Raw genomic sequence first — 22,882 nt, forward strand, 5'->3', positions numbered from 1 at the left:
CAGCGAAAGCGGCTCCGAAAAGCAGTCAGATATCCTGGCCTTTTGAACGCCCAAACGCATGACCCAAGCCTTCACGGTCGCGCCGCTGTTTCGCACGAGTGTTCAGGCTTTCCAGGTTGAACCTCGGCGCATGAAACCCTTGCTGAGTGTTGCTGGCAAAACCGGCATTCATCCGATCTGACGCACCATGCAGAAGCTTATGCCCTCTCCGAAGCGTGTATTCACGCTGCGCTTCCTGAGACGCCCGCACGGAGCCATGCACATCCTGCTCAACTGTCCCGCCTATCGTATATTCCAGCGATGGCGCGGGAACCGGGCGGCGGCTTTCTAGCTCCCTGAGATGAGACGCGGTGACGGTTTGGTGCAGACCCTCACGCGGGAAATGGTTCGGCCCCTTTGTCATCACCGATCATGCCCATGAGAAGGGCCAGACTTGTGAGCATTACCGTCCCGGCGGGCCTGGGCACGCTCTTTCAGATCACCCAACTGGTAGCCTTGTTCCAGCTCTTGCATACGGGTCAACGCTTGCGGCAACAAAGCATTCAGCTTGAGCAAGTCGCTGCGGTTGAAATTGTTCGTCCGCTTGTACTCTTCGCCCTGCTTGAAGGTTTTGCTGACTGTCGCGTTGTGCCAGGGTCCATGCTCCCCCTGATGCTCGAAGATCGACACATCAACGGGATAATCGCTGAAGCGGTCCACTGGCCCTGGTTTGTCAGTCATGAGCTTTCTCCCTCAATAGCTTCACTCTGCACCAACGGGATCGCAGCCATCGCCTTGGCATAGAGCTGGCGTGCAACGCGCCGGTCCCCAAAAGTCAGCGCGGGGTTTTGCAAAAGCCCGCGTCGCCTGAGCACCAGATCGTCAATCCTGTCTGCGATGCTGTTCTGAGAATGCGGAGATTTTTCGATCACAGCGGGGCGAACATCCTCTTCGACCACAATGTTGATCTTCTCTGGCTCCCGTGATCCACGCCGCAGCATCCAGCCGTGGATTTCATCGGACCCATCTGCTCGAAAGGTGGTGATCGGAGCCAAAAGCTGCTGAATGCCAGCCGCCTTCATCTCTGGGGCTTCCAGGCACGCGGTGAGCAACGGAATGTCACCGGCAACACCGTTCATATTGCCACCAGACAGGGTAGACATGCGGCCAGGATGAGAGTGCAGGAAGCCCAGGACATAGAGGCCCTGCGGCCCCCAGTCGTTCTCGATACGCCAATTGATGTAGTCAGCATCGATGCCAAAGCGTGTCGCAGACTGCACATAACTGCCATCTTGATTTTTGTCTGGGGGACAAAAATCAAATCTCAGTATCCTGAATGGGTCACTCGGCTTGCCAACCAAAACGCCCCCGGTCTCTGCGGGCTTTTGCGCAACAGTTTTCTTGTAGTCTCTGTATGCGCCTTCGGTGAATATCATCGTTTCCATATGCGGCCTCCTTTCAGCCAAAAGTTTCACCTGTTTTGATGTATCGAGCCGTTGCCATCGCCCATGTCAGGGCAATTGAACGCGCGTCTTCAAAAGCATTCGGATATGCTCGAGAGTCGATACAAATGAATTCACAGTTCAAAGCGCTATCGGGCAGCCTATGCGTCGGGTGGTAGCCAGCATTACGATTGCCGTAACTTGGCGAATTTAAGATATAAATTCGGAACCTCTCCGTTGGCCACGGAACAAACGCAAAGGTGAATTTCATCCCAGCAATCTGATGCGTTTCATATGCTTTGACGCGCCTTCCGGCGACGACATGCCCCGGAATGAGGCCATCCACGGTGCAGGGACTAACTTGCTGGCGAACTGGTGTGGATAGAACTTGCTCTGGTAGCTCTGCAACGGTCTCTCGATGCCACTCCACATGATAAGACCAAAGAAATGACACTGTGAAAACTGCGCCTGATACGCCAAGAAATATCAAAAACACTATTCCCAGGGGCAGGCTCCAGAGATCAGCGAAATACAGCGTTGGCCAAATTCCCCAGAAAATCGCTATTCCTGCCGCAAAACAGAAAAGAAAAAAGGCAACCATATCACCCATTTCGATGTCGCAGCTGAAGCCGCCGCCCAACACGCCAGCCATAGTAAGCGGGCGCTGCGATAAAAACCGCGAGAGGACCTAGACATCCCACAATCAAAAATAAGATTTTTCCGATATCCATCGTGGCGCACCTCGCTCAAAGAGCGCTCAGAACGATGCTTCCACCGCTCTGAGCAGGCTCCCCCACATCAGCCGTGGAAGACGCCACCTTTAGGAATGCCTCCGGCCAAAGGAGCGGGCCCAGGCTGCTGTGGCTGCGGTTGCGAAACCGCAGGCATGTATTGCGGCTCGTCATCAAGAACCGTGTATTTGCTGTCGCCTTGCGGGGTCCAATTTTCGTTGCTCATAGTCTCTTCCTTTCCTGCTTGGATTGCCGCGCTCCCAGTCGCAGCGGATAGATGGAGGTTCACACTCCGGGAGTTCCGCAGTCCGGACAGATAAAATCTGCCGGAACATCTCGGTGCCAATGCCGTGAGACCAATGCCCCGTAGCCCTCGGCCAAATCTGAAAACATCTCGCCCGGTGCCGCGTAAAAGTCCGGATCGATCCGGGTCATCAAAAGAGGTTGCTGAAGGAACCGCCGCGCAAGCCTCGTGATCGGCAGGTCGCTGCCTGCTCGCAGATGCAAGAGGCTGACGATCAGGTACCCAAGCTGCACATTCAACATCTCGGCAACCAGGACATGGCGCTGAAAAAACGGCGGAGCCTGTTCGCCTTCAGCCGCCGCGCGAAAACGCGGATCGGTAAAGCAGCGGTGACACCCGCGCCCTTCCGCGATCACGTCTGGGAAAGTGCCGGTGATCTCTGTCCCGATACATCCGGCATAGCAGCCGCCGAAAAGCGCATCTTTCCCGGCCTCAATGGCCCATTGGTTGACCAGTCCATTGGCCTGAATGGAATCCGTCACACCAAGCAGAATGTCACTGCTGGTGAATGCCTGTCGCTCGGCCTCTGTCAGCTCTTCAATCGGACATTCATGCGCCAGGACTTCTGTTTGCGGATTGATGGCCGCGATATCATCAGCAACCGCACGGGCCTTGTTCTTCCCGACCTGTGCCAGCTCGTATCCTTGCGTTGCGATATTATGGGTCTCAACGCTGTCGAAGTCGGCAAGGGTGATCTTCCCAATGCCAAGCCGCGCCAGGTTCCTGAGCAAGCTCGCAGAGCCACCCGTGCCCGCTGCGGAAACGCTCGACCGACTTAGGATCGTCGTATCCAGCAAGCCATCAAATCGCTTGAAGTCCACTCTCATGTTCATTGCCTTGCCCTCCGGCTTTGTTGAATAGGTTGCGCCACCGGCTCAGGCTGAAACCTGGCCATCAGCCGGCGAGTCCATTTTCTGGCCGGCGTTTCTCCGTGGTCCCGGTTCGGGTTCAGCATCCACACCGGGAGGGTGTTGTAGCTAAGGGCGGTCTTCACGATCATGGAGCGCTTGCCATTGCGCATGACGATGGCATTGCCGCGTTTGGCTTCTAGCAACCGCCGTGTCTGGTCGGGTGTGATCACCGGCTGCTGGTACACAGCGACAGCCTTGAGGAATGGCAGGCCCCATTTCTTCTTCTTGACCGTGCGGTTCCCAAAGGCGTTTTCAGACACAAACTGAATTGTCTCTGGGTCGTTGGACGCCATGAAAACAACATGCTGAGAACTGCCAATCATCGACTGCCAGTCTTGAGGAAATGCTTTGCGCAATCCGGGAATGTCCTGCGCGACCGCCGTTACCGCAGCGCCGTAGCCACGGAGTAGAGGAAAGGATTCACCAACCCCTTGCAACGTGCCGCCGCCAAGCGCTTGGACTTCCTCAAGCACAAACTGCGTCTTCACCTTCAGGTCGCCAGGGATCAGCTCCATGATTGCAAGCGCCAGAGACGTGATCTGACCGAACCAGGGCTTGAGCGTCGTGCGCATCTCACCAACCGGGGCAACCAGAGAGATGATCTGATTGCTGTCTGGGTTCTTCAAATTGCAGAGATCAACATTGTTGAGCCGCGATATCGCCTGCACTTGATGGTGATCCCAAAATCCGGTTTTGGTGCGTACCGTCGCCAGGATATTTGCACGGGTACGCTCATCTTGTGACAGCATCTCCGCACCCATGGACGATACGTAGCCATCGTAAACCGGGCAAGCGAGCATCGCCTCCCACACCATACGGATCGCCAAATCGGGGTCTTCCGGCGCGGCTTCAATGAACCCCACAGTCAGCAAGCGCCGCACATCCATCATCGTCCCGCGCCGCATTGTCACCAGAACAAAGCACATAGCGCGCGACCAGAGTTCCCGCGCCGCATTGGTGAAAAATGGATCGCGTTCTTGCCCGGATGGAAAGGCAACGTCCGCCAGCCGATTGCACAGCATCGTGGTCATGTCCTGGCCGACACGCTGATTGATCAACCGAATTTGGGACAGCAAGTTGATGGAATGAGAGGGGAAGGGCAGAATGCGCAGCGGGTCCAAAACCGCGAGCTTATGGCCGCGCTCTGCCAACGGCAGAAGCACATCATGCGTGTGATCGCCCTTCGGATCGATGACAAATGCGCTCGCACGATCTGGCATCGTCGCCAGAGCCGTTTGAAGCATCAGCGACTTTCCGGAAGCTGGTGACGCGATATAAAGCTTGTGCCGCTGTGAATCCTCTCCAACCAATGCGTAATACGGCAAGTTGAAGGGCAGGCGCACGCGCCCAATCAAGCTGTGCCCTTCCTGATAAGGCAATGCGAGCTGCGTTAGCCCCCCGGCTTTGCCAGCGGTGGCCTGTCCGGATTGGAAATTCTCTTCCCGCCACTCCCGGAACTTGGTCCAACCGCGCCATACAGGACGCCAAGGAACGCGCGGCCAATACCGATCCCACATCGGGTCATGCGCTCCGAATTTCTGAAGAACTGTTGTGACGGTGATGCGAACAGCAGCGCTCGCACCACCAAGCATCACAACGATTTTTGAAACCGGTACAAGGATGTCAAAAACAGCCTGGGCCACGCCAAATCCTCGCCTTTCGACCACCAGGCACAATTCTACCGATCACGGAAAAGCGTCACTTCTCCGTGCCTTAGCCGGTCATATCCAGCCAAGGGAATCGTCTGTCAGTGGTTATGGATGAACTTTGAAGCGAAAAATCGCTTCAGTCAACTAGGTTCTTCAGGCCCCGTGACGCTACAGTCGAACCGGTATCCCAGTGTCTCCAAAATAGCTAAGGCCTTATCTATAGACCCACGGCTATTCTTGATCTGTTGAATAGTGTTAGTAGACACATTGGCTAGTTTAGCTAATTCACGGTCCGTTAGGTTCTGCCGATCCATAGCTACCGCAAGAACACTAGCCATAAAATCTCTTGATAACTTTCCGGATTTTATTTGGTCATCATTGATAAGCGCCTCTGATCCCTCTGCCAATTTGGGCAAGGGGTTGAAACTATACATATCTTTTTGGATATCGTCAAATTTCTTAAAAAACGATCGAACACTGTCTTCTTCGGAAAGAAGCCACAAAACCTCATCAGTAGGGACATCCGGCCAAATCGAACGAATTGCGTTTCTCAATGTATCTTCTAAGGTCGAAAGATCAAAACCGTCCTCCCCAACACAATCCGACGCTTTCTCAATAATTACACGAGTCAAATGCTCACGATTTTCATTCCACCACTTAACGCCAGCCTTGTAGTCAATAATATCTGGATCAGAAAATAGCTCATCCAAACTAAAATCCATATCATAGGCATCATCAACCAAAGATGATTCAAGGCCAGCATGTTCACCTTGAGCAGATCGAATCTCCCCCCCAACCCTTGTAAGGCTCCACTTTCGAGATTTGACTGGCAAGAAGTACATCGACGCCATTTACGATACCCCTTCAAGAAAATCGAACCCACCAGAAAGACCCCGAACGCCTTTATCTTCGAACTGGAAGATATGCTGGTTGAGAAGCTTTAACTTTTCATCCTTAGGGCCAGCCTGAATTTCGTTTTCTGATACTATCGAAAATATGTGTGCAGTTAGTGACCTTATCAACTCGCTAACTTGGGCAAAGACCTCTTTCGCTCCGTCCGCAATGCTACTGACCATCACCCGGTCCTCCAAACATTGCATGCGGCTTCGAGGTGTGGGATGTGTGCTTCGAAATAGAAGGTCTTGAGCCAAAAAATATTGGGAATGTATCGGCTCTTTCATCCAGTGCGATCCGTTCAAAAACACTCGAAACGCAATTTCGCGATTTTCTGAGTATGCAAAAAAGGATAAGGCCCCTGCAATATATGGCATCATATCTCGATACCGGCCTGCTTGGGACAGAGGTTCAAGATGCTTTAAAAGGCTCATCACAGCAACGTAGTCAGCCTGAACTTCTTCCAATTGCCCCACGCCAAATCTCTTTTCCGACATTTGAGGGTGACGTATTTCTCGTTTATACAAACTAGAAAGTTCTACTATCTGACCTTTGGCCACAGATAACTCTGCGTTTCTCTTAGAGGTGCTGAGCGCCCCCTCAAAAAGACCTTCTGTCTTGCCCTCCAAATTTTGCAAAGCAATATGTGCAACTTCGTGAGCAAATATGAAATGCTGCAAACCATTGAACAGCATGCCATGAAGCTGGCCTCCAAAACCCTTTTCACCACAATAGGTTGAAAGGTGATCAAAATGCTCTTGCTGCCTACCGGCGTAGTACATAGTTGATCGACCAGGGAGCGCTTCATCAAACATAAAGTCGTAAATATATTTTCTGAAATTATTACCAGCACTCTCCATAGATAGGGAACCAGGTTTCACAAAAGAATCGAAGAATATTGGGCTGAAAAACTTCATAAATCTCTGAGGCCAAACGTAGAAGTGATCTGATAGCATAACGCAGCCCTGTCCATCTGAATCTTGTATCAAGGCAGCTTCGATATTTGCACCATGGAACGTCGCAAACTTTGTTTTTCTGATACTTTTCTCTATGTTGCCGTCGAAGAACCCTCCGACCGATGACTTTACATAGTCAAACAGTGGCATTTTCTGTACGATATAATGGGGTAGCTGAAATCGCGTGAGCCGGTGCATATTGATTAAATCCACGCTCAATAATTCCTGCACGCCACCTAAAGGATCGTTGCTCTGGGCAATGGCTCGTAAAATGTAGCAAAAATCGTCAATAACGCCGGAAAAGTCATTCTCTTTTATATTTGCAGCTGCTATGGCCGATAACTGAACTCTTTCAACTTTACAGATCAGCTCCTCTGAAAAAAAAGAGCGATATGCATCCTTGCTCTCATTCATCGAATGACTATCCTTTTAAGATATTAAACACGCATCTCTGCTGAGCTAAGCGCGACGGTGAAGCTCACGCCTTCGCGCTGCTTAAGCCGCGCGACCATAGCCAGAAGATTGTCCGCGCGTGGATTTCCTTTGGCACTCAACATGCGCATCAAGCTTTTCGGGTCTTTGTCAAGCTCAGTGGCAAGAGCCTCGAAGCCCACGGTGGCGTTCACATAATCCCGCAAGAGTAGCTTACCCGTTTCCAGGTCATCGGACAGAAGCGCTTCGATGGCCTCACGAAAAAGACCAACCCGAAACTCGGGATCACGGTCCGCGCGTGCTTTTACTGTATCCTTAAAGCCCTTTGTCAGTGGCATGTCAGTCTCCTTTCTCTTTTCGGCGCTTGTAGTCGTCCCACAATGCCTTGGCCTGCTCGATGTCCTTGGACTGGCGCTTCTTGGTGCCGCCGCATAGCAAGATCACGAGTTTTTGCCCATCTTGGCCAAAATACACGCGGTATCCTGGTCCGAATGTGATGCGCCGCTCGGAACCCCCCTGCCCTACGGGTTTGACATCGCCCATGTTACCGGTTTCGATCCGCGCCAAGACCGTCCGAACCTTTAGCGCAGCAGCCGTGTCGAGATTGTTGAACCAGTCTTCAAATGGGGATTTCCCCTCCTCAGTTTCATAGACAACCAGCTCGATTATAAGTCATATGGTGACATATATGTCACCATATGTCAAGTTTTGGCGCAGGGCGTATGTTTACCCCTGTATCTACCTTACACCCCCAAAGGGGGTCGAAGCGCCATCCAAAGAATGCTGCTGAAGATAAGCATCATCACAATTCTCTGGAACCTGGGCGAGAAACTAATCTTAAGATATTCTTAAATATTTGCAGGCAAGATAAGAATAGATTAGTTGTATTGCTGCTATTCAGCTATACACCTGTTCATTTAACCATTATTAAACTTAACCCTGCTCAATTGTTTTTGAGCGGGGTGTTTTTTTGCCTATTTCCCCTTAGATTATATTTTACATAATATTAAACATTATTTAACCAAGCGCATTCATAATGAATATGTAAATAAAAGATGGATGTAAAAACCATCGAGGATACACATGACCTGGGGAGGTTATAAAATGAGTGCGTTCGTAGAGCAAGAACAAGATCTTGCGAAACCAACAACAGAAGAAGCGAGGATTGATCGCCATAACGGGCAGATTGCGCGCGCCGAAGGTAATGTTGCCTTAAATGATGCAACGCCTGATACGCCATTTATCGCAAGCAATGCGATGGCAGCGGCGATTTATGAGCAGGATGAGCAAAAAAAGCGTAAAGAGCGTGATTCATTTATTCTGGGCGCGGCGAAGCTTAGAAAATTAATTGCAAAACTTGAGCAGCAGAGAGATCAATTATTAGATGAAATTGAAGCGCTTAGAGAAGAAGCTCAGAGTGCATTTGATCTTGCTGATGATATGGAAGATATTCTAGAGGATATCACAGAAGAAATTGCAGAAAATCGTGCGATGTCGGATGCGACCAGAGAAAAAGCGCTCGATGCTTTGCGGCGCGCAGGTATCGATACAGAAGATTTAACGGATGCGCAAATCATAGCTTTGATCACTGAGCAAATCAGGGCGCAGAGAGCGGCAGGCAACGATTTAACGGATCAGGCTAATATCAAGCAGGGTGAATTGGATAGAGTATTAGAAGATCTTGATAACGCTCATGCTTTATCCGTAGAATTAGCGCATGAATCCGATGCAATATCTCCGCAATCGCGACCAGATCTTGCAATCCAGTTAAACGATGCACACAGAGCAGTGCTTAATTTAGAGCGACAAGAAGCTGTTGCGCAAATGCAAGTAAATGCTTTGGATGGAGATGCTCTTGATCCTACATCTTATGAAAATCAGATTGTTGAAGGCATAGAAACCCCTGAGCAGGAAACCAATCTATTAATGAATGCGGGCTTATTCTAGCCCTTATCCATTGTCTACGGATGGTACTGATAGTGCCGCATTTTCACGGGCTCTTATTTTTCCGGCATTCCAGAGAGTAAGTCTATGCATGATAGTCCCAGAATTTTCTAAGAAATCTTGCTCTGAAAAATACAGCTTGTCGTTGGTTCGCCCATCGAGATAAACTCTAATCATGCTATCATCTAAACCGCCATGAATTACAGCAGCGTTTAAACCTTCTTCTCTTAAAACTACAGCTACACTATCGGCAGCAGCAAAGCGACCATCTGTCTGAAAGACTACCCCGTCTGAAAAAGCCGGATCATTTTGAGCTTCTGAAATAGCCGTGTAAGTGGGTGTTTCGATAAATGTTGCAGGCGTTGCATCCTGAGCCATTGCAGGGGCAACAGAAGCAAAAGCCATTCCGAGCGCGGCTGTGCCAGCGATTATGTTATTTCTTAAAGCCATGATGACCTCACATATTTTAAAATTCTTCAAAATACACACTTCTCTATTGAGGTCGCCGTTTTATGTCGGTCTCATGCCGAATTTATTGACTATTACCATAGACTTAACATCCTGTCAATTTCTATGATATACGGTCTAAACCTCATGCCTATCATAACCTAAAAGCCAGCAAGCGGCTTGGGATGCCTTAGCAGCGGCGGTGAAGATTGCCTTCTTGTCGTTCTTCAGCACTGCAAGCCAGTTCTTGATGTAGCAAGCGTGATCTTCACGCGGCTCAGCTGTGATCCCAAGGTCCGCGCAAAGGAACGCTGCGCCTAGCTCAGCCACAAGCTCTTCAATCGCATAGGCTTCATCGCCGAAACGGCCTGACATATCGCGGGCAAGCCGCTTTTCTACGCCCGACCAATGCACCAGCTCGTGCGCCAAGGTCGAATAGAAGCCCTCAGCGGCCGTGGTGCTATCGGTGCCGGTAAAACGGCGGCGCTCGGGCATTCGGATCATGTCCAGGGACGGGATGAAGCATGCCTGGTCGCCGCCCTCTTCGATGTTCACGCCCGTGGCAGCGGCAAACCTCTCGGCGCGCGCAATCGGATCAAAAGCGGGCTCTTCGGGAAGGTCCTCGGCCTCGATCTCGAAACCATCCACCTGGGCAGCATTGAAGACGCGGCTTGCGCGGGCAATCATGCGCTCACCAGCCTCGACCTCACCGGTCTGCTCATTCAGGTCTTCGACCTCGAAGGTTTTGTAGAAGACGACGAGCGAGGATTTTTCGCCTTTGCGAACCTGGCAGCCTTTCTCCTGCCACTGGCGATATGTGCCCCAGACGTTAGAGGGAAACTCAGCAGCCAGGGCAGACACCCACAGGCTCACGACATTGACGCCGTTATAGGGGTTCTTCGAGGCGACGTTGACAGGACGCGCGAAGCTACCGCCCGTTTTCTTGATCCAGGGGAGCCGAAAATCTCCGGCGGTTTCGATCGCATCGACTATGCGGTTGGTGATTTCCTGATGGACATCGAATGTCTGTGACTTGCGGGCCATGAGCTTTTCCTTTCGCCTCTTTGAAAGCCGCGATCGTCGCGGCCTGATGGCGAGCGGAGAGGCAGGGCAAAGCAGCCCTTGCACCCCGAAGGGGCGGGCAAAGCGAAAAGACGGCCTCTGGCCGTTGCCAGGGCTGGGAGGCTCTGCCAGGGATGCCAATAAAGAAGGCCGCGCACGGGCGCGCTCAAAGCCAAAGGCGCAAAAAGGAAAAGCATGCCCCTGCATGACACGCAGGACCTATTGTCCAATCTCAGGGGATCAGTGTTGCAACGTCACTTGATGCGGGAGACCGTGGAACGGGATACCCCGAGAAGACGGGCAATCTCGGCATTGTCCTGTCCCTCAAGGCGCATTTTAAGAACCGCTGCGCGCTGATGCTGCGATAGCTTCGGGGGTCTGCCAAGCCGCCGTCCCGCACGCCGGGCACGGTCGCGGCCCTCGGCGGTACGCTCGGCAATCAAGGAACGCTCAAACTCTGCAAGGCCGCCCAAGACGGTAAGAATGAGCTTGCCGGTGGGCGTGGTGGTATCAGCCCATGAATCCGCAAGCGCCTTCAACTTCGCGCCTTGGGTTTCGATGGTGTGGACGATATCCAGAAGATCGCGCGTTGACCGCGCCAGCCGATCAAGCCGCGTCACGATCAGCACATCACCATCTGAGAGCGCGTCCAAGGCTTTCTTCAGCTCCGGCCGGTCGCTCCGCGCCCCACTCATCGTTTCCTTGAACACAGGATCACACCCTGCCGCGCCTAGCTGTTCGAGCTGGGCATCGAGGGTTTGGCCGGAAGTGGAAACACGCGCATAGCCGATCATTTTCATACGACTATTATGCACGCGATTTATGCACGCTCCAAGCGATTGATTTCATTGGATCGAAAAAGGCGTGCATAAGTCTTGATTTTTGCACGCACCTACCAACCACTATGATCCTAACGCGGCCAATATCTGACGCCTGACCGACAGCGGGTCTCGTTTTTCTATCGTGGCAATAACAAACACCCCTTTGCCATTTGAGGCTTCAGCCCACTTTTGCCCGATCAGCTCTTTTTCGCGTGTATCACGGCTTTCTTCAGCCGTGCGGTCGCCTCCTTTATACTCTACGACCAAGAGCCGACCATCATCCATCACCGCAACAAAATCTGGATAAAATTTGTCGGTTGAGGTTGCTAAAGAAAACGAATTCCTATGCCGACTGACATTGCGCGTCCAATATTTCAACCCAGGTAAACCATCGATCACAAGAGCACATTGCTCTTCCTCACCACCGGCAACATTGTCGAACGCAGGAATCTCATCCGGCCCCATAAAGTGCCTCTTGAAAGCAAACTTTGTACCCCGATACTTTGGAACATCCGCATACATATCGTCGAAAAACTCGATGCCTTGATCAAACGATACTTCCACACGAGCGGCGGGCCCAAAGAGATTGTCTTGATAGACTTTCTCCCGCTCCTTTTGTCGGAAACCTTTGATTTTTTCACCTAGCTTACGCGCCAAGATAAATTTGCAACGCATCAGCTGTGCTAGCGGAATATTGCGATCCCGATTGAGGTAAGTCACAACGTCACTAAGCCAAGACATTAGCTCTACTTGGCTGATCCACGGGTCTCGAACCTTACGGTCTAGCCATTGAACCAGTGCATTCGGTGTCCAATCATCTACATCAACATCCATTGTTAGCTGCTCTGAGCTGTCGCCGGATGAAATCAAAAGACGGTTTCCGTCTAAGTCGATTTCAAAGGTGTTCGTCGTTTCCACAATATCAAATTCTTTCGGCTCTAAGCGCGCAGGATGATCGCGCAAAGACCAATCGTGATATTCCATCAAAACATCGGTATCGCCAAAGACCAATTCATCCTGCACCTGCGCCATCAAGCGAGGAACAGTAAATGTTTCACCGCGATGTGCGGGCGCGACTTCGTGCTCGTGTTTGTCTTCCCACTCCTGAATTTTCTTACGAAATTGTTGGTGGAATCTTTGAGGCGTCTGCTCAAAAAGCCGTTCTTTTTCCTTTGGCTTTAGGAACCCTTTGATCTCAATCGACGCTTTGCCTTCATCGTTTGGGGCCACCGTGATTTTCCCAGGAGCGACCCGCTCGATCCCTTTTACCTCTTCCTTGTCAGCATCAAGCTCGACCGTCAGAGTTGGCTTTGGACGCGCTTGATACCCAAACAAGCCATCACCCAACTCAGGGTTTTCGGCTTCAATATTGGCTTCAGCTTCACTTTCTTCGAAGCCCATATCGACCAGCTTATCACGCAACGACTGCGCGGCTTCGGAGAACCGTCGTGACACTAGCTTGGCATAGGACTTATTTAACGCAGCTGATTTGCGGCGCTTGGCATACGGCATCCGAAGAACCCGCCCCAAGAGCTGCTCCGCATCTGTGGAACTGCGAATATTTGCAACGGAACAAAACACGTAGGCAAAAGAGCAATCCCAGCCTTCTTTCAACGCCTCAATCGTGATGACGTACTCAATGGTGCACTTCGGGTCGAACAGATTGATTCCGTCTAGTTCTCGCTGTGCGCCGGTCGCTACCGCTATCTTGCTCTCGTCAATGTGCTCGTTTTCCATGAGGTGCTTCTTCAGCACATCAACCGTCACTTCTTCGTTCTTCTTCTGTGCCTGGAACAGAACGATAGGACGGATATACCCATCTCGATCAAGGTCTGCATGTTCCTGCAATTCAGCCCGCTTCAAGATCGCTGAGTTCACTGCGCCTTGCCAAGTGTCTGCTTCATCCAACACTACCGGCATCTTGATCATCTCTTCGTCCTTCAGCTCCTGGGCTGAAACTGAATGAAGGATATTGTTGAACCCCTTAGGCGTAGCAGTGAACTCGACCAACGCAGTCGGGTTAATCCGGTCATACACCTCTTGGCTCAAGCTTGATCCAGCCTTGTGCGCTTCATCCATAATGACCAACGGCCGGTGAAGATGCATCAAGTTGGCAAAGCTGAACCTGATGTCCCCCTTGTTCGGGCCATCGTCATTGCGCTCCAACCCCGGTGCGCCAGGTGAAACAGCCGAAAAATGTGGCTCCAACATTTCATGGTGAGCATAAACCTTGCGACCATCCGTGTTGGTCACGCGCAAAGTCTGGATCGTGCCTACCACAACACAAAGGTTCGAGCGCAAGTCATGGGGCGTGATTTGCGTAAAATCTCCAATGTCGAACACCCGCACGCGCCCTTCAAATGCTTCATCTAGAACTTGCCGATAAGGGTGACGCGGATTCTTAAGCGCTTCGGCAGTTTGCATGCGAATTGTGTTTGTTGGCACCAGCCATAGAACCAAAGGAAAATCTTTTTCTACCCAGGCATCTTTTGCGATTGTGATCGAATGTGCTGCCAGGATCGTCTTCCCGCCACCTGTAGGTAGGCGCAGGCAAACGTAAGGTGTCTCAGGCAATGCCCTAATTGGCTTGTAGCCCGCAGCGTATCCACGCAAGCGCGCGGCCAATTCGGGCTCTGCTGTGATCTCTTCATAGGCAACCTTGGGGCCAGAAATGCGCGCTTCCTCAAGAAATTGTCGCAGCGTTGCCAGCGAGGCTTTTTGGTAGTCTTTTAATTTCATTTCCGCGCCTTCACGTCATATGGAGTCTGTTTAAATTCGATCTGCTCAGTCTTTAGCGTAGCCTCTGAGAGAGCCGTTCGCTCACCATAGACCGTCAATGCCCCCCTAAAATCTCCTTGAGCCGCGCGAATTGCCGCCAACGTTTTTCGGGTCAGGACGTTCCCACCCGAAGCTGACTTGTCACCTAGAATGCCGTTGTAAAGCAGCGCATACCCCTTGCCCTCATGTGCTCCAAGGAACGGTGAAAGCGGATCGGGTTCGTTCCAAGGCTGGCCAACTTCTGCAAACCAGATATGGGCGGCAAGGACAGAAAAGAGGATATCAGGCTGGATCTGACCGTTTTCGGTAAAGACTGGCGGCCCAAGTCGATAAAAGCGGAATCCCCCCCCACCTTGCCAGTTCTGCGACTTAGAAACACCGGTTTGATCACCGTCTGTTACCTTGGTCAAACGCGGGACACATAGTGTCCTCGCATGATCACCCATTTCAATCCCAATGAAGCGCCGCTGCATTTTCTGAGCTACTGCAGCAGTAGTTCCTGAACCCAAGAATGAGTCCATCACTAGGTCGCCTTCATCACTACTCAACTCGATACAACGCTCCACGAGTCGCTCTGGCTTCTTACCGTTCTTAAATTTCACGCCACCTTCATCGGCAATCCCATTCCACGGAATATCCGTCCACAGATTTGTCAATGGTTTTGCCGGAACAAGAGTGCCTTCGATCTCTTTTAACTTATTGCTATAGAAGTAAATTTGCCTTCCGTTTAAGCAGTAGATATCTTCGAAGCCATCGCGTTCAAAATGAAAAACGGTGTCCTTCTCTGCTTTAGAACGATCACGCATTTCCACAATTTCGCGGCCCGCATCACTACTAATTGCAGTAGCTTGGAAGACGGCGTCTGCATGCTCCAATGCATACTGCGCTACTTGCAGATCAAAGTTGACACGACCCATTTCTTTTCGAGCTGTGCGAGTATCCTTTTTTCCAAGTTTTTCTGCGACAAACTGATTAAGGCCGACAACAACCCACTCACTGAAATGCGATGATCTGTTGGTGATTAGCTTGCCATATCCTGGATCGTATACGCTCTCTACGTATCTCTGCTCATATGAATAAAGCTCTCGGTTAGCTGAATACATCAATACATATTCTGTCTGTGAATATGGTGACGGGTTAACTGTTTTGTGACCCGATGGATCGGACGTTTTAACACAAATAGCGTTCAGAAAATTTTTCCGTCCAAAAATCTCATCGCAAAGGACTCTTAGGTACGCGCCCTCTTTGTCATCTATTTGAATCCATATGATGCCATCAGGACTAAGGAGCTCTCTAAGAAGCTCTAGTCGTGGCCACATCATGGCCATCCACTGGGCATGTTCCAAATTATCGTCGTAGTGATCTGATACCGCTGTTTTTGTATTATACGGGGGGTCAATGTAGATGCACTTCACCTGCCCGGCATAATAGGGCAAGAGCGCCTTCAATGCTTCTAAGTTATCCCCCTGAATAAGCATATTGCCTGCTTTTAGGTCGCCGTACCCGAGCTCAGGCTGCTCCTCCAAAAGACGGTAAGGTACTTTCTCAGCAGCACGCACATCGTCATCTCGGGTTAACCATCGTAATGTCGGCATACTTATCTCTGCTCACTTAGTTTTCTGTGCGCGAAGCGCTTTATTTGTTTTCGCACAGCTCAGAATTGCCAGAAAGGAAATTTTCCAAACAATCCAGAGGCTTTTACAGCATGCATTGCATGCAATGCGCGTGCTGCACGCCCTGACCTTTTGATCAGACCAGGCGAGGCTGATCATCGCGCGGCCGTATGGCATAGCTGGCACTTGTCGGCAGCTTGCGGATCGCCGCGCCGGTTTCCTGGTCAGCGACGGCCAGATCAAACTGCGCTTGTAGGTTGATCCAGAATTGCGCGTCGGTGCCAAACCAGTGACCAAAACGCAAGGCGGTGTCGCCTGTGATCGCGCGCTTGCCGCCAATGATCTGCGAGACACGGTTGGCGGGCACGTCGATCTGACGGGCGAACTCGGTAAGCGTGATGCCAAGCTCTTCGAGCTCGTCCTTGAGTATCACTCCGGGATGTACTGCACGTTTGAACATGGCTTTCCTCCTTTCTGTTAGTGGTAGTCCACGATTTCCACGTCTGACGGCCCTGGGTCGGTATCTGGCCAGGTAAAGCAGATACGCCATTGCTGATTGATGCGGATGGAGTATTGCCCTGTCCTGTCGCCTCGAAGCGCCTCAAGCCTATTGCTGCGCATCATGCGAAGATCATCGAGAGACGTTGCCGCGTTGAGAATAGCGAGCCGCCGCTCTGCCTGATCGGCAAAGCCTTGGAAGGTTTTCACTATCTCACCGTTCGCAAACTGCTCGGTCTTTTTGTCTCTGTAACCCTGGATCATCGTTATCTACCAAGATAACGGATTTGACGTGTTACGTCAAGCGTCACAGCTCGCCTAATTTTTTCTAAGCATTCCCCCCTGTATCTACCTTACACCCCGTGGGGGTCGAAGCGCCGTCCGCTGAAAGCATGATTGCATGCAAGACGCTTTGCATTGGAGCCTCGGCGTAAAGAGTTGCTGATCTGCTTTCGGAGCCGTCCCTTGCTTGAGCCCGATAAAAGAACAGCAAGGTTCCTGGTTCAAGGGCGCGCTTGCGCGGGCGCGGAGCCACGCGCAGCAAGCTTGCTTGCGAGCATGGTGAGCACCCACCCCTTGAAGCAGGGTTCTTGATGGTCTTAGGGCTTCAATCAAAGCAAGGAGGGCCTCTTCGACAAGCACATCTGCTTTTGGTGAGTCCTGAAGCGATCTTTCGTGGTGGGGGGCGCGGGTTCGTTCCGAAGGAGTGAAGGGGCGCAAATAACTTATCGGCCGTTAGGCCGATTCCATGCAAGCGCGGAGCGCTGTGAGAGAGTTAAATAAGAGTTAGAGAAGAGTTACACGTTTTTACGAATCGGGTAAGCTACTGAAAAAAATAAGGTAATCAGCTTCATTTCACGAAATCGGTGTGTGAAGTGACGAAAGATGGTGTGTGAAGTGACGAAAGAAAACCAGAGTTATCCACAGGGTAAGGCTGGTGTGTGAAGTGACGAAACTTGACTGGCGGTGTGTGATGTGACGACACTCAAGCACAGTGTGTGAAGTGACGAATCTAACTTAGGAGAAAGGTGTGTGAAATGACGAATGACAACGCTGCCCTTCCCGCCCGTTCGCCACTTCTGCCAGACCGGCATCCGCAGCGAGACCTCTTCGTTTGCGACATCGTGGACGCGGTGCCCAAAGGGGACATGGCCTCGATGGAACACCCGGTTTTCACGCTTTCGACCAAGCCAGACATGACCCCTCGGAAATATGTGCGGGGCGAGAACTTCATTGAGGTTTCCCCTTCGCGCTACGGGTTGGCGACGGTGCATGACCGGGATGTTTTGATCTACTGCATCAGCCAGTGCATGGCAGCGCTGAACGAAAACCGCCAGGTCAGCCGCTCGATGCGGTTTAAGGCTTACGACCTTCTGGTTGCCACCAACCGGCAAACGTCTGGCCGAGGCTATGAACTCTTGAAGGATGCGTTACGCCGCCTTCAAGGCACACAGATCGAAACCAACCTGCGCCAAGGCGGCAAGGAATACTTCAAGGTCTTTAGCCTGATCGATGCGGCCGAGATCGTGAAAGAAACCCGTGACGGGCGCATGCTCGATGTCGAGATCACGCTGTCCGATTGGGTCTTCGACGCAATCCAGAACAACAATGTTCTGACGCTCAACAGGCAGTATTTCTTCCTGCGCAAGCCCCTTGAGCGCCGCCTCTACGAGATCGCGCGCAAACATTGCGGCGCGCAAAAGCTCTGGAAGGTTGGCCTTGAGCTTCTGCGTGACAAGTGCGGCTCTGGCTCGACGGTGAAGGAGTTCCGTCGCTTGCTTGGCAAGATCATCACCGATGATGCGCAGCATGATCACATGCCAGATTACACCTTCTCCCTCGAAGAAGACGTGGTAATAGTGCGGCCAAAGAAGGAAACACTGCAAGCGGCCCTGCCCTTACCGCTGTCATCCTTGCGTCTCGATTCTGACACGCATGAAGAGGCGCGCCGCCTCGCGCCTGGATGGGACATGCACCACCTTGAGCAAGAATGGCGCTCATGGGTGCTGGAAAAGGGGATCGCGGTCAAAGACCCCGACAAGCACTTCCTCGCTTTCTGCAAAAAACGAGGCGCTTACAAGCGTTAAGGCGCTTCGCATGAATGCATGCAAAGCGCTTTTGTGGAAAAAATGCTATCATGCTTGGCGCGATTCACTAAAGCGTGTTAGCATGATGCAAAACAAGGATTTGGCAGATCGGAGCAATATCAATGACCTACAAGATCGGGATGGTGTCCCAAAAAGGCGGCGTCGGGAAATCCACCCTAGCCCGCATGATGGCGCGAGAGTTCGTCGCCGGTGGCTTGTCCACCAAGATTGCAGACCTCGATACGCAGCAACAGACTTGCACCCATTGGGCGGGACGGCGCGCCGAGAACGGCGTGACGCCTGAAATCCAGGTGCAAAGTTTTGCTTCGGTAAAAACCGCGCTTGAGGATGCGCCGCGCTTTGACGCGCTGATTATCGACGGCAAACCAAACGCCTCAGAGCAAACCTATGAGATCGCCAAGGCGTCCGATCTCGTCGTGATCCCGACAGGGCAAACGGTCGATGATCTGCATCCTGGTGTTGTTCTGGCGCACAGCTTACGCAAGAAGGGAATCGCAACCGAGAAGATCGCCTTTGCGATATTCAAGACAACGGGAAGCGAGCGCGAGAACACTGCCGCGCGCCAGTATCTCGAACAAGCGGGTTATGCCGTCCTGGATGGCGAAGTTTCGGTCTCAACGGCATATGGCTCGGCCTCAGACATTGGTAAAGCCATCACCGAAACTTCGTTTCGCACGTTAAATGATCGTGCCTCGAAGCTGGCGCAAAGTGTAATCGACATGATGGTCGAGCTGCAAGAAAGGCAGGTGGCATAATGAGCACGAATATTACCAAGCTCAAAAGCGGTAAGGGCGCACCACCTCCAGCCGATGAAGCCCCCGATGTGATCGCAGCTGACACACGGGATGCGAAAGAGCCGCTGCGGCCGCTACAGGTACGCATCCCGCAAAGCACCTTCGAAGAGTTCTCGGAACGGGCCGGACGCGAGTTCGGCTTTAGCCACGGGGCCAAGAAGCAGCTTTTCCTAAAGATGTGGAAAGCCTACAAGGCGCAAAACATGTAAGCATCATTGCATGCAAGAGTGCATTCATGCTTCAACTCTATCTTCAATCCTGTGGTAACGCTCGCAAAAGGCAGGAACAAGACAAGTAGCGCCTATAGATCAAGGTCATCATCCTTGGCCTTACCCTGATCACGCGCTCGATCCCGTTTCTGCGTAGAACGCCGGTCCTGCGCTCTACGCTTGAGCGCATTCAAGTCCATAGCGCCTGGGTCGGAACGCTTCCTTTCCAGATCAACAGGCTCTCGCTGTTCTTGCTGCGCGGTTGAGGAAGGGGCAGGGGGCTTGTGCGCCTTTTTGGAAGCCTTAACGCCCTTTCCGGCTTTCATAGACCATCCTTCCGCCTCACGGCGTTTCTCAGCCTCCTGAAGCGATTTTTCGAGCAACCGGGACTTCTTCATTTCTTCGGTCGCCCGGACAGTACGCTTGGCCTGCTGACTGCGATCTTGCGCCTGGCGCTTGCGATCTTCTTCCGCCTGAAGGCGGTCTCTCTCATATTCGAGTTGTTCCAGCTGCTTCTTGTCCTTGCGCGTGGTGAGGGTGATATCTCGAATGAACTTCCGCCAGCCTCGGACTTCCAGGCGGGACGCAACCTGCTCATGTTCACGGGATATACCGCGCTTTGTCTGACCAATTTCGGCGTCCAGAGACGCTTCAAACGCCGCCATATCTTTGGCAAGCTTGTCCTCTAGCCTTCTGTTTCGCTCTTCTTGATCGACCTGAAGCTGCCCGCGTTTGGCATCCTTCCAGGCTGCGAACTTGCGCTTCTCAAAGGCGATCTTGGCATCTAGCACGTTCCCGGCCTGCGTGATGTCGTTGAGAAGCCCATTGCGGGCTTCAATCGCACGGTTCTCATTGCCTCTGTGAGACGACCGGCCATCACGCTCGATCTCGGTCGCAATTGGCCCCATGTGGACTTGAGGTTCACGCATGATGCCTTGATCTTCCAAACTGCGGTGATCGACACGCTGAGACGATCCTATCCGCTCAAGAGCGCGGTTCTGATGCTCTGCCCAAGCTTCGCGCCACTGCTCGATCATTTCTGTTTGGTGCCAATCGCGATTCTTGCGCTTCGCCCAACCGTCGCCGACGAATTCGCGCGTCGTGCACATGACATGGGCATGAACATTCCGCTCATCTGCGCCGGGGGCAGGGGAGGGGGCGTGCAGCGCGAAATCTGCGATCATGCCGCGCGCCACACACTGCTCTTCGACAAACCGCCGGACCAGATTGACCTGCTGCTCCTGTGTCAGCTCATGCGGCAAGCTCAGCTGAATCTCGCGGGCAAGTTGGGAGTTCTTACGCGTCTCGGCTTTGTGGACAGCATTCCAAAGCTCAGTGCGGTCTTTCATCCAGTCGGGCGTGTTGTCGGGAGTCAGGATTTCAGTGTGCAGCACGCCACGCTTGGCGGTGTAGTCATGAACAAGCCCGGTCTCGCGATCCGCAATGCGTTGACCAGCACGATAGGCCGCTGCGGCCATGGCTGACCGGCCACTACTCCGCCCAATCATCTGCACGCTAAGCCTATACTGCGCCATGAACGCCTCCCGCGCATCGTATCGAAGGACGCTCCTTCGCGGTGATCAATCGGACGGCAGATTGTCCTGATAGACCGGGGAAACGGTCTGCGCATCGAACCGGGCGACGGTTTGGCTTCGTGTGGGGGAGAAACCCCACGAGCTGATTTTCAAGGGTGGCGATAGACCCTTGAAGCCATGGTTCGGTGCAGGTGGAGAGGGCACTCTCCAAGTCCTGCGAGTGGTTTGCGGGGATACGCATATCAGCTTTGGCCTGGCCTCGATGGCCACCAAAAGCTGACGCAACAACAAGCAGCGAAGTCGCGCGATTGTTGCCCGCCACCGGGGCGGAACCCGGCGCACGCAAACTCGAAGCCCGTAGGGTGGCCAAAGGCCAAGTTTGCATAAGTGCGCACTTCGCGAATATCCGAAACTTAAAACTGTCCACTTCAACGGCTGCCATATTTGTATTTTGCCACAGAGTTTGTCATAATATCAAGGAAAGGGGACCTATGGCACGCAAGACAGACGAACAAAGGCTACAAGAGCTAGAGCAAGCTCGTAAACAGCTCGCCGAACGAGAGAAGGCTATCAAAGCCAGGCTCCGTTCAAAGGATCGCAAGATCAGGAATAGGCGCATCGCCATCATCGGGTCCGTTGTCGAAGCGCACGCACAGCATGACGCGCAGTTTGCCGATCTCCTGTGGACGATCCTCAAAAACCGTGTGACCCGTGATGCTGACCGCGAGTTCCTGGGGCTACCGCCGAATAAGAAGTGACACCCTAAGCCGGTCCTTTCGCCCTTCAAAATAAAATGTACAAAATGTACATTTTTGTGCTATACTAGGTATTTGAAAGGAGGTGTCCCATGGCCCGCGTAACAGCAACAGAATTCAGAAATAACATTGGTATCTTCAGCGATGCCGCGATGAACGAGCCTGTGATCATCACCAGCCACGACCGCGACCGCTTGGTGCTTTTATCTGCGGATGAGTATCGCCGCCTGACCGGTTCCCCTGGCGGCCTATCAGACGACCGCAAGCGTGAACTCAGTGCAGGCATTGATTATCATGCTGCAACCATCATGGAACTTGCCAAACGGTGAGCGAACCACGGTGGATGTCGCGCCAGGACGTTGAGTATTTGCATCACGGGGTGATTGAAGTCGGCGGTGGCTCTCACGGTCTGCGTGACCCTGCGCTGCTCGATTCAGCTCTTGGCAGGCCCAAGAACCAATATTCTTACGGCGAGACGGATATCTTTCGGCTCGCCGCTGGCTATGCTGAGGCAATCTCCCGCAACCATCCCTTTGTCGATGGCAACAAACGAACGGCATTTCAGACCGCCTATCAGTTCTTGAAAGACAACGGTTATCTTCTGGTCCAGGCCAGAGGCCATGAACATGCTGAAGCCATGGAAAAACTCGGCCAGGGGCACATCTCTCGCGAAGATATGGGCCAATACCTTGCATCTCATTGCCGGGAGATTTCACAAGAGCAAAACCAGCTCGGCGCACTCAAAGCAAAGGCCCAGGCTCGACGCGATAAGGAACGACAATCGCCACGACCAGGGCACAGTAAAGACAGGGATGTCTGAACAGGTTGCTACGCTTCAGCTCACCCAAAAGCAGTATCCAAAACCGCTCTCCGGACCGTTCCGCTGCTTATCCCTGATCCATGCCAGAACCCGGTTCAAAGAGTGGGTCCTCGCCATGCTCGAGGGCACACCTTCTTGTGCGTGGCTCCGGTCCCGCTGCGCGTCTTTGAACCAGAACCGTGTCACGGCTCTTAACGGGA

General features: G+C 52.4%; 26 protein-coding genes. 7 read left to right on the top strand and 19 right to left on the bottom strand.

Translation table 11 applies throughout. The features are described from left to right. Positions 1-25: 25 nt before the first annotated feature. The 11 genes from EP376_RS21130 to EP376_RS21175 all read right to left on the bottom strand — a co-directional run bounded on the left by EP376_RS21130 (position 26) and on the right by EP376_RS21175 (position 7,967). Positions 26-403, bottom strand: a complete 378-nt coding sequence (locus tag EP376_RS21130) for a hypothetical protein (RefSeq protein WP_127657502.1) — start codon at positions 401-403, stop codon at positions 26-28. Continuing rightward, the gene (locus tag EP376_RS21135) at positions 403-720 is read right to left on the bottom strand and encodes a hypothetical protein (RefSeq protein ID WP_127657503.1); all 318 of its coding nucleotides are present in this window, start codon (positions 718-720) and stop codon (positions 403-405) included. Before EP376_RS21135 ends, EP376_RS21130 begins: the two co-directional genes overlap by 1 nt. Beyond that, positions 717-1,424, bottom strand: a complete 708-nt coding sequence (locus EP376_RS21140; protein ID WP_127657504.1) for a hypothetical protein — start codon at positions 1,422-1,424, stop codon at positions 717-719. Before EP376_RS21140 ends, EP376_RS21135 begins: the two co-directional genes overlap by 4 nt. A 13-nt stretch (positions 1,425-1,437) precedes the next feature. Continuing rightward, positions 1,438-2,073 carry a hypothetical protein gene (locus EP376_RS21145; RefSeq protein WP_127657505.1) on the bottom strand — a complete coding sequence of 212 codons (636 nt, stop codon included), beginning with the start codon at positions 2,071-2,073 and terminating at the stop codon, positions 1,438-1,440. A 146-nt stretch (positions 2,074-2,219) separates the two neighbouring features. Then, positions 2,220-2,378: a hypothetical protein gene (locus EP376_RS23095; RefSeq protein WP_164745025.1), complete on the bottom strand. Its 159-nt coding sequence runs from the start codon at positions 2,376-2,378 to the stop codon at positions 2,220-2,222. A gap of 59 nt (positions 2,379-2,437) precedes the next feature. Then, positions 2,438-3,289: a ThiF family adenylyltransferase gene (locus tag EP376_RS21150; RefSeq protein WP_127657506.1), complete on the bottom strand. Its 852-nt coding sequence runs from the start codon at positions 3,287-3,289 to the stop codon at positions 2,438-2,440. Next, entirely contained in the window at positions 3,286-5,010 is a 1,725-nt protein-coding gene (locus EP376_RS21155; RefSeq protein WP_127657507.1) for a type IV secretory system conjugative DNA transfer family protein, read from the bottom strand. Before EP376_RS21155 ends, EP376_RS21150 begins: the two co-directional genes overlap by 4 nt. A gap of 146 nt (positions 5,011-5,156) precedes the next feature. After that, complete coding sequence (locus EP376_RS21160; protein ID WP_127657508.1) at positions 5,157-5,867, bottom strand: helix-turn-helix domain-containing protein; 711 nt, start codon at positions 5,865-5,867, stop codon at positions 5,157-5,159. Next, complete coding sequence (locus tag EP376_RS21165; protein ID WP_127657509.1) at positions 5,868-7,280, bottom strand: hypothetical protein; 1,413 nt, start codon at positions 7,278-7,280, stop codon at positions 5,868-5,870. Between the two features lie 23 nt (positions 7,281-7,303). Then, positions 7,304-7,636 (bottom strand): transcriptional regulator, encoded by a 333-nt coding sequence (locus EP376_RS21170; protein WP_127657510.1) that lies wholly within the window; start codon positions 7,634-7,636, stop codon positions 7,304-7,306. A gap of 1 nt (position 7,637) precedes the next feature. Then, positions 7,638-7,967, bottom strand: coding sequence for a type II toxin-antitoxin system RelE/ParE family toxin (locus tag EP376_RS21175; protein ID WP_127657511.1), 330 nt, complete (start codon positions 7,965-7,967; stop codon positions 7,638-7,640). 435 nt (positions 7,968-8,402) lie between these two features. Here EP376_RS21175 and EP376_RS21180 point away from each other — a divergent pair, with 435 nt between their 5' ends. Next, a complete protein-coding gene (locus tag EP376_RS21180) occupies positions 8,403-9,245 on the top strand; it encodes a hypothetical protein (RefSeq protein ID WP_127657512.1) in 843 nt (280 codons plus the stop codon). 3 nt (positions 9,246-9,248) lie between these two features. Here the strand turns inward: EP376_RS21180 and EP376_RS21185 are convergent, their stop codons facing one another. The 7 genes from EP376_RS21185 to EP376_RS21215 all read right to left on the bottom strand — a co-directional run bounded on the left by EP376_RS21185 (position 9,249) and on the right by EP376_RS21215 (position 16,725). Beyond that, positions 9,249-9,692 (bottom strand): hypothetical protein, encoded by a 444-nt coding sequence (locus tag EP376_RS21185; RefSeq protein ID WP_127657513.1) that lies wholly within the window; start codon positions 9,690-9,692, stop codon positions 9,249-9,251. 135 nt (positions 9,693-9,827) lie between these two features. Next, positions 9,828-10,733: an ArdC family protein gene (locus tag EP376_RS21190; protein WP_127657514.1), complete on the bottom strand. Its 906-nt coding sequence runs from the start codon at positions 10,731-10,733 to the stop codon at positions 9,828-9,830. Between the two features lie 272 nt (positions 10,734-11,005). Further along, positions 11,006-11,551 carry a recombinase family protein gene (locus tag EP376_RS21195; RefSeq protein WP_164745026.1) on the bottom strand — a complete coding sequence of 182 codons (546 nt, stop codon included), beginning with the start codon at positions 11,549-11,551 and terminating at the stop codon, positions 11,006-11,008. A gap of 102 nt (positions 11,552-11,653) precedes the next feature. Continuing rightward, the gene (locus EP376_RS21200) at positions 11,654-14,311 is read right to left on the bottom strand and encodes a DEAD/DEAH box helicase (protein ID WP_127657515.1); all 2,658 of its coding nucleotides are present in this window, start codon (positions 14,309-14,311) and stop codon (positions 11,654-11,656) included. Continuing rightward, the gene (locus EP376_RS21205) at positions 14,308-15,945 is read right to left on the bottom strand and encodes a site-specific DNA-methyltransferase (protein WP_127657516.1); all 1,638 of its coding nucleotides are present in this window, start codon (positions 15,943-15,945) and stop codon (positions 14,308-14,310) included. The genes EP376_RS21200 and EP376_RS21205 overlap by 4 nt, the downstream gene beginning before the upstream one ends. A gap of 154 nt (positions 15,946-16,099) precedes the next feature. Further along, positions 16,100-16,423: a HigA family addiction module antitoxin gene (locus tag EP376_RS21210; RefSeq protein ID WP_127657517.1), complete on the bottom strand. Its 324-nt coding sequence runs from the start codon at positions 16,421-16,423 to the stop codon at positions 16,100-16,102. Between the two features lie 17 nt (positions 16,424-16,440). Beyond that, positions 16,441-16,725: a type II toxin-antitoxin system RelE/ParE family toxin gene (locus EP376_RS21215; protein WP_127657518.1), complete on the bottom strand. Its 285-nt coding sequence runs from the start codon at positions 16,723-16,725 to the stop codon at positions 16,441-16,443. Positions 16,726-17,498: 773 nt separating this feature from the next. Here EP376_RS21215 and EP376_RS21220 point away from each other — a divergent pair. From EP376_RS21220 to EP376_RS21230, 3 genes are all read left to right on the top strand, one after another. After that, on the top strand, positions 17,499-18,548 hold the full coding sequence (locus EP376_RS21220; RefSeq protein WP_127657519.1) for a replication initiator protein A: 1,050 nt from the start codon (positions 17,499-17,501) through the stop codon (positions 18,546-18,548). Positions 18,549-18,670: 122 nt separating this feature from the next. Further along, positions 18,671-19,324, top strand: a complete 654-nt coding sequence (locus tag EP376_RS21225; protein ID WP_127657520.1) for a ParA family protein — start codon at positions 18,671-18,673, stop codon at positions 19,322-19,324. Further along, complete coding sequence (locus EP376_RS21230) at positions 19,324-19,572, top strand: hypothetical protein (protein WP_127657521.1); 249 nt, start codon at positions 19,324-19,326, stop codon at positions 19,570-19,572. The genes EP376_RS21225 and EP376_RS21230 overlap by 1 nt, the downstream gene beginning before the upstream one ends. Positions 19,573-19,664: 92 nt before the next feature. Here the strand turns inward: EP376_RS21230 and mobQ are convergent, their stop codons facing one another. Beyond that, positions 19,665-21,107: a MobQ family relaxase gene (gene mobQ / locus EP376_RS21235; protein ID WP_127657522.1), complete on the bottom strand. Its 1,443-nt coding sequence runs from the start codon at positions 21,105-21,107 to the stop codon at positions 19,665-19,667. A gap of 491 nt (positions 21,108-21,598) precedes the next feature. On the opposite strand from mobQ, the gene EP376_RS21240 reads away from it, so the two are divergent. The 3 genes from EP376_RS21240 (at position 21,599) to EP376_RS21250 (ending at position 22,682) form a co-directional block, all read left to right on the top strand. After that, positions 21,599-21,865 (top strand): hypothetical protein, encoded by a 267-nt coding sequence (locus tag EP376_RS21240; protein ID WP_127657523.1) that lies wholly within the window; start codon positions 21,599-21,601, stop codon positions 21,863-21,865. Between the two features lie 89 nt (positions 21,866-21,954). Beyond that, on the top strand, positions 21,955-22,191 hold the full coding sequence (locus EP376_RS21245) for a type II toxin-antitoxin system prevent-host-death family antitoxin (RefSeq protein ID WP_127657524.1): 237 nt from the start codon (positions 21,955-21,957) through the stop codon (positions 22,189-22,191). Positions 22,192-22,205: 14 nt separating this feature from the next. Then, positions 22,206-22,682 (top strand): type II toxin-antitoxin system death-on-curing family toxin, encoded by a 477-nt coding sequence (locus EP376_RS21250; protein WP_238928942.1) that lies wholly within the window; start codon positions 22,206-22,208, stop codon positions 22,680-22,682. The last annotated feature ends 200 nt before the right edge of the window (positions 22,683-22,882 follow it).

The organism is Alexandriicola marinus, assembly GCF_004000435.1.
Lineage (GTDB): Bacteria > Pseudomonadota > Alphaproteobacteria > Rhodobacterales > Rhodobacteraceae > Alexandriicola > Alexandriicola marinus.